5 protein-coding genes are annotated in these 4,865 nt (G+C 72.7%); all 5 read right to left on the bottom strand.

What is annotated here, in order from left to right:
- Positions 1–78: 78 nt before the first annotated feature.
- A complete protein-coding gene (locus tag STRAU_RS33050) occupies positions 79–1,419 on the bottom strand; it encodes a 6-phospho-beta-glucosidase (RefSeq protein ID WP_037663537.1) in 1,341 nt (446 codons plus the stop codon).
- 190 nt (positions 1,420–1,609) lie between these two features.
- A complete protein-coding gene (locus STRAU_RS33045) occupies positions 1,610–2,110 on the bottom strand; it encodes a thioesterase family protein (RefSeq protein ID WP_016644768.1) in 501 nt (166 codons plus the stop codon).
- The gene (locus tag STRAU_RS33040; RefSeq protein WP_016644767.1) at positions 2,107–3,084 is read right to left on the bottom strand and encodes a 3-hydroxyacyl-CoA dehydrogenase NAD-binding domain-containing protein; all 978 of its coding nucleotides are present in this window, start codon (positions 3,082–3,084) and stop codon (positions 2,107–2,109) included. Before STRAU_RS33040 ends, STRAU_RS33045 begins: the two co-directional genes overlap by 4 nt.
- A gap of 158 nt (positions 3,085–3,242) precedes the next feature.
- Positions 3,243–4,136 (bottom strand): beta-keto acid cleavage family enzyme, encoded by an 894-nt coding sequence (locus tag STRAU_RS33035; protein WP_037663535.1) that lies wholly within the window; start codon positions 4,134–4,136, stop codon positions 3,243–3,245.
- 54 nt (positions 4,137–4,190) lie between these two features.
- Positions 4,191–4,865 (bottom strand): TetR/AcrR family transcriptional regulator (locus STRAU_RS33030; protein ID WP_052029388.1); only part of this gene is annotated, 675 nt, incomplete at its 5' end.

The following is a 4,865-nucleotide window of genomic DNA, read 5'->3' as shown; positions in this document are numbered from 1 at the left end:
GGGCTCGGGCGCGGTGCGGGGCTCGGGCGCGGTGCGGGGCTCGGGCGCGGTCATTTCATGATCATGCCAGGGCGGTGCTCAGGTCAGGTAGGCCAGGCCCGGGTGCGCCCGCGCGTAGCCGTCCATCAGGCGGCGGGCCACGGACACCGAGTCGACCAGCGGGTGCAGCGCGAACGCCTTGACCGCGGTGGCGCGCGAGCCGCTCTCCGCCGCGGCGAGCACCTCGCGTTCGACGGCCTTGACCGCGCACACCAGGCCGGTGGCGTGCCCGGGCAGCGGCGTCACGGTCGCCGGGTGCGGGCCGGACGCGTCCACCAGGCACGGCACCTCGATGACCGCGTCCGCGTCGAGCTCCGCGAGGGTCGTGCGGTTGCGGACGTTGAGGATCAGCGTGGCCCGTTCGTCGCGGGCGATGGCGCGCATCAGGGCGAGCGCCACCTGCTCGTAGCCGCCGGACTCCATGTCCTCGGGGGCCCGTTCCCCCGCTCCGGCCGCCTCCCGGCTGTGCTCCATGTACGTCGCCTCGCGCTCGGCGCGGGTGGCGTCCCACGTCTTGAACGCCGCCGCTTCCGGGTTGCGCATCTCCTCGTAGAAACGCGCCTGCTGGTCGTGCAGGAACGCGCCGCGGGTCCGCTCGGCCCCCCGGTAGGCGGCGACCGCCTCGCGGTTGAAGTAGTAGTAGTGCAGATACTCGTTGGGGATCGCGCCGAGGGACTGGAGCCAGTCGGCGCCGAAGAGCTTGCCCTCCTCGAAGGATTCCAGGAGGTCGCGGTCGGCGAGCAGGCGCGGCAGCAGGTCCGCGCCGTCGACCTGGAGGCCGCGCAGCCAGCCCAGGTGGTTCAGGCCCACGTAGTCGAGCCACGCCCCGCGCGGCTCGGCGCCGAGCAGCCGCGCCACCCGCCGCCCGAGTCCTACGGGCGAGTCGCAGATGCCGATGGCGCGGTCGCCGATGTGCCGGGACATCGCCTCGGTGACCAGGCCCGCCGGGTTGGTGAAGTTGATGACCCACGCGTCCGGGGCGAGCCGCGCGACGCGCCGGGCGATGTCGACGGCGACGGGCACGGTCCGCAGTCCGTACGCGATGCCGCCCGCGCCGACCGTCTCCTGCCCGAGCACTCCCTCGGCGAGGGCCACCCGCTCGTCGGCGGCCCGGCCCTCCAGACCGCCGACCCGGATCGCGGAGAACACGAAGTCGGCGCCGCGCAGCGCCTCGTCGAGGTCGGTGGTGACCCGCACGGCGGGCGCGGCGGGCACCCCCGCGGCCTGCTCGTCGAGAACCCGGGCGATCGCCCCGAGCCGGGCGGCGTCGACGTCGTGCAGGACGACCTCGGTGACCCGGCCCTCCGCACGGTCGGCGAGCAGGGCCCGGTACACGAGCGGCACCCGGAACCCCCCGCCACCCAGAATTACCAGCCTCACGTCTGAACCACCTTGCCCGCAGTCGCAGTGAACAGTGAACGGTGAACTTCTCTCTGAACCTGAACACCTACCACTTCGGACGCTGCCGTGCGGAACGCGGGGGCGCCGCGCACCCGGGCCAGGCGCACCGTGCACCCGGGCCAGGCGCACCGTGCACCCGGGCCGGGCGCGCCGACCCATCGGGCAGCCCCTAGCCCGCGGCCACCGCCGCGATCGCCCGCCCCGCCCACTCCGGCGCCGGTTCCACGAACTCGGCGAAGCGCTCCCCCACCGCGTCCGGGAACGGCACCGCGCGCCCCTGTTCCTGGTCGACGTGGAGGGCGAGCAGCTCGGTCGTGGCCACCGGCCCGGCGTCCGGCGCCGGATCGGCCGCGGCGGCGTCGACGACGTACAGCTCGTGCGCGAAGTGCGCCTTCTTGCCGTGCACGCCGAGCACCCGTGTGCGTACGGCGAGGTGCGCGCCCTCGGCGACGTCGCGCAGATAGCGCAGATGGGCCTCGACCGTGTAGAGGGAGCAGCCGGTGGCCTCGCGGTAGGCGGCGTCCAGGCCAGTGGCGTCCATCATGGCGTCCGTGGCGAAGCCGAAGGCGAGCGAGTAGTAGCCCTCGCTCATATGGCCGTTGTAGTCGATCCACTCGGGCGGGACGACCTGCCGGTACAGCGGCAGACGCCGGGCGATCTCTCTGGTCACGCGGTTTCCCTGTCGTCGGCGGAGACCTGGCGCGGCAGCCTGCCCGTCGCGCGCAGTACGTCGATGACGCCCTGGTCGCGCTCGGCGACGAGGTCGGCGATGGTGCGGCCGTTCGCCTCCTCCTCGCAGCCTGCGACGACGGCGTCGTACAGCTTCTTGTCGAGCTCGGGGGCTTCGAGGCGCGTCCACGGCGACTTCAGGGACGGGCCGAAGTGGTCGAGCATATGGGCCATGCCGCCCTCGCCGCCCGCGAGCGCGAAGGTGAGCATGGGGCCCATGAACGCCCAGCGCAGGCCGGGGCCCTCGGTGATGGAGTCGTCGATCTCCTGGACGGTGGCCTCGCCGTTGGCGACCATGTGCAGGGCCTCGCGCCAGAGGGCTTCCTGGAGGCGGTTGGCGATGAAGCCGGGGACCTCGCTCTTCATCGTGATCACGGATTTGCCCGCGACCTCGTAGAAGCGGGACGCCCAGGCGACGGCGTCGGCGTCGGTCCGCTCGCCGCCGACGACCTCGACGAGCGGGATCAGGTACGGCGGGTTGAAGGGATGCCCGACGACGAGCCGGCCGGGGGTCGCGGCCTGGGTCTGCATGTCGGTCATCGGATAGCCGGAGGTCGAGGAGGCGATGACGACCCCGGCGGGCGCGGCGGCGTCCAGCTTCGCGAGCAGCTCGCGCTTGAGCTCCAGCTTCTCGGGCGCGCTCTCCTGCACGAACTGGGCGTCGGCGACGGCCTCTTCGAGGGTGGCGGCGACGGTGAGCCGCTCCTGCGAGGCTCCTTCGGCGAGCCCGAGCTTGATGAGCGCGGGCCAAGCCGCCTCGACAAGGCGCCGCAGTTTCAGCTCGGCGTCCGGGGCGGGATCCCAGGCGGTGACGTCGTAGCCACGGGCGAGAAAGTGGGCGACCCAGCCGCCACCGATAACACCGGCGCCGACACAGGCGACACGGCGTACTTGTTCGGGGTTGGTCGTGGTCATGATGGGGGTTCCTCACATGCTGCGGGGGTTGGCGCCCCTTTCAGGGGCGCGGGGCTCTGACATTTGCGGCTCCGCCGCGCGGGCGCGACCTTTGCGGCTCCGCCGCGCGGGCGCGACCAGCCACAACCGGCCCGCAGATGATTCACGACACAACGCACCTACGAACGGGGCCGAAGGCCAAGCTTCTGGCGAGCCTCGTCCGGCGTGGCAACCCGAGAGCCAAGGTTCTCGGTGATCTGCACAGCCCGCTCAACAAGCTGCGCGTTTGTCACCTTGTTCCCCTTGCCCAGGTACAGGTTGTCCTCCAGACCAACCCGCACCTGCCCGCCGAGCAGGATCGACTGCGCGACCCACGGCATCTGCATGCGCCCGAGCGCAAAGCTGGCCCACTGCGCGCCCGCGGGCAGCATGTTGACCATCGACTGGAGCACGCCGGGGTCGGCAGGCGCACCCCACGGGATGCCCATGCAGAGCTGGAAGACGGTCGGATCGTCGAGCAGACCTTCGGCCAGAAGCTGCTTGGCGAACCAGAGCTGACCCGTGTCGAAAATCTCCAACTCGGGCCGCACGCCCAGCTCCTGGATGCGCTTGGCGCCCTGCCGGAGCATGTCGGGGGTGGAGACGTAGAGGTTGCTGCCGTCGCCGAAGTTGAGCGAGCCGCAGTCCAGGGTGCAGATGTCGGGCAGCAGGTCCTCGACGTGCGGGAGCCGGTCGAGGCCGCTGACGAGGTCGGTGCCCGGGAGGTGCTTGAGCGGCTCGTCCGGGTCGATGACGAGGTCGCCGCCCATGCCCGCCGTCAGGTTGATGACGACATCGGTGCCGGTCTCCTTGATCCGCTCGACGACCTCGCGGTACAGGCGCGGGTCGCGGGACGGATCACCGGTCTCGGGGTCGCGGACGTGGATGTGCACGACGGCGGCCCCGGCCTCGGCGGCCTCCACCGCGTTCCTGGCTATCTGCTCGGGCGTGACGGGGACGTGCGGGCTCTTGCGGACGGTGTCGCCGGCGCCGGTGAGGGCGCAGGTGATGATGACGTTGTCGTTCACGGGCATGCCGGACTCCCTTGCGGGTGTGGGGGATTGGCGTACGCAGGGGGCGTACGAGGGTCAGTGGGCGGTGAGTGTGGCGTCCACGTGGGCGAGCAGGGCCGCGTGCATGTCGTCGGGCCGGGTGCCCGGGCCGTCCGGGGCGGCGGCGAGGACCTGGGTGGCGAGGCCGTCGATCAGGGCGGTCAGGTGCAGGGCGGCGGCGTCGGGGTCGACGGGCCGGAACACGCCCTGGGCGACGCCGCGCCGGACCACGTCGGCGACGGTGGCGCGCCACTGCCGGTAGTACTCGGTGTGCAGTCGGCCGACGGCGGTCGAGCGGGCCGCCTCCGCCCACAGGTCGAGCCAGACGCACCACTGCTCGCGCCGTCGCGAGGTGCGCGGGGTCTGGAGCTCGATGAGCTGCCGCAGTTCGTCGGCGGCGTCGGCCGTCCCGGCGGACGCGGTCTCCCCTGCTCGGGCGGGGCCGAGAGCTTGGGAAAGCGCGGCTCTGCGGGCGGTGTCCTCGTCCATGCACCAGCGCACGGCGGCCTCCAGGAGGTCGTCGCGGCCGGGGAAGTGGTAGTGGATGGCGGCCGTACTCGTCTCGCACGCCTTGGCGATGTCCTGGACGCGGACGGCGTGGAAGCCGTGCTCGGCGATGAGCCGGACGGTCTCGCGGATGATCTGCAACGGCCGCCCCTCGGGCGGGGCGACGGCGCGCAGCCCGCGGCGGGCGGCGGGCCGCGGCGGCGC

This window comes from Streptomyces aurantiacus JA 4570, from assembly GCF_000414115.1.
Taxonomy (GTDB): domain Bacteria; phylum Actinomycetota; class Actinomycetes; order Streptomycetales; family Streptomycetaceae; genus Streptomyces; species Streptomyces aurantiacus_A.
This window is presented reverse-complemented; position numbering and strand designations above follow the sequence as displayed.

What these genes read in the sequence shown, in the direction of transcription:
- STRAU_RS33035 (WP_037663535.1), bottom strand. Translation starts at nt 4,136, where the DNA reads ATGCCCGTGAACGACAACGTCATCATCACCTGCGCCCTCACCGGCGCC.
- STRAU_RS33040 (WP_016644767.1), bottom strand. Translation starts at nt 3,084, where the DNA reads ATGACCACGACCAACCCCGAACAAGTACGCCGTGTCGCCTGTGTCGGC.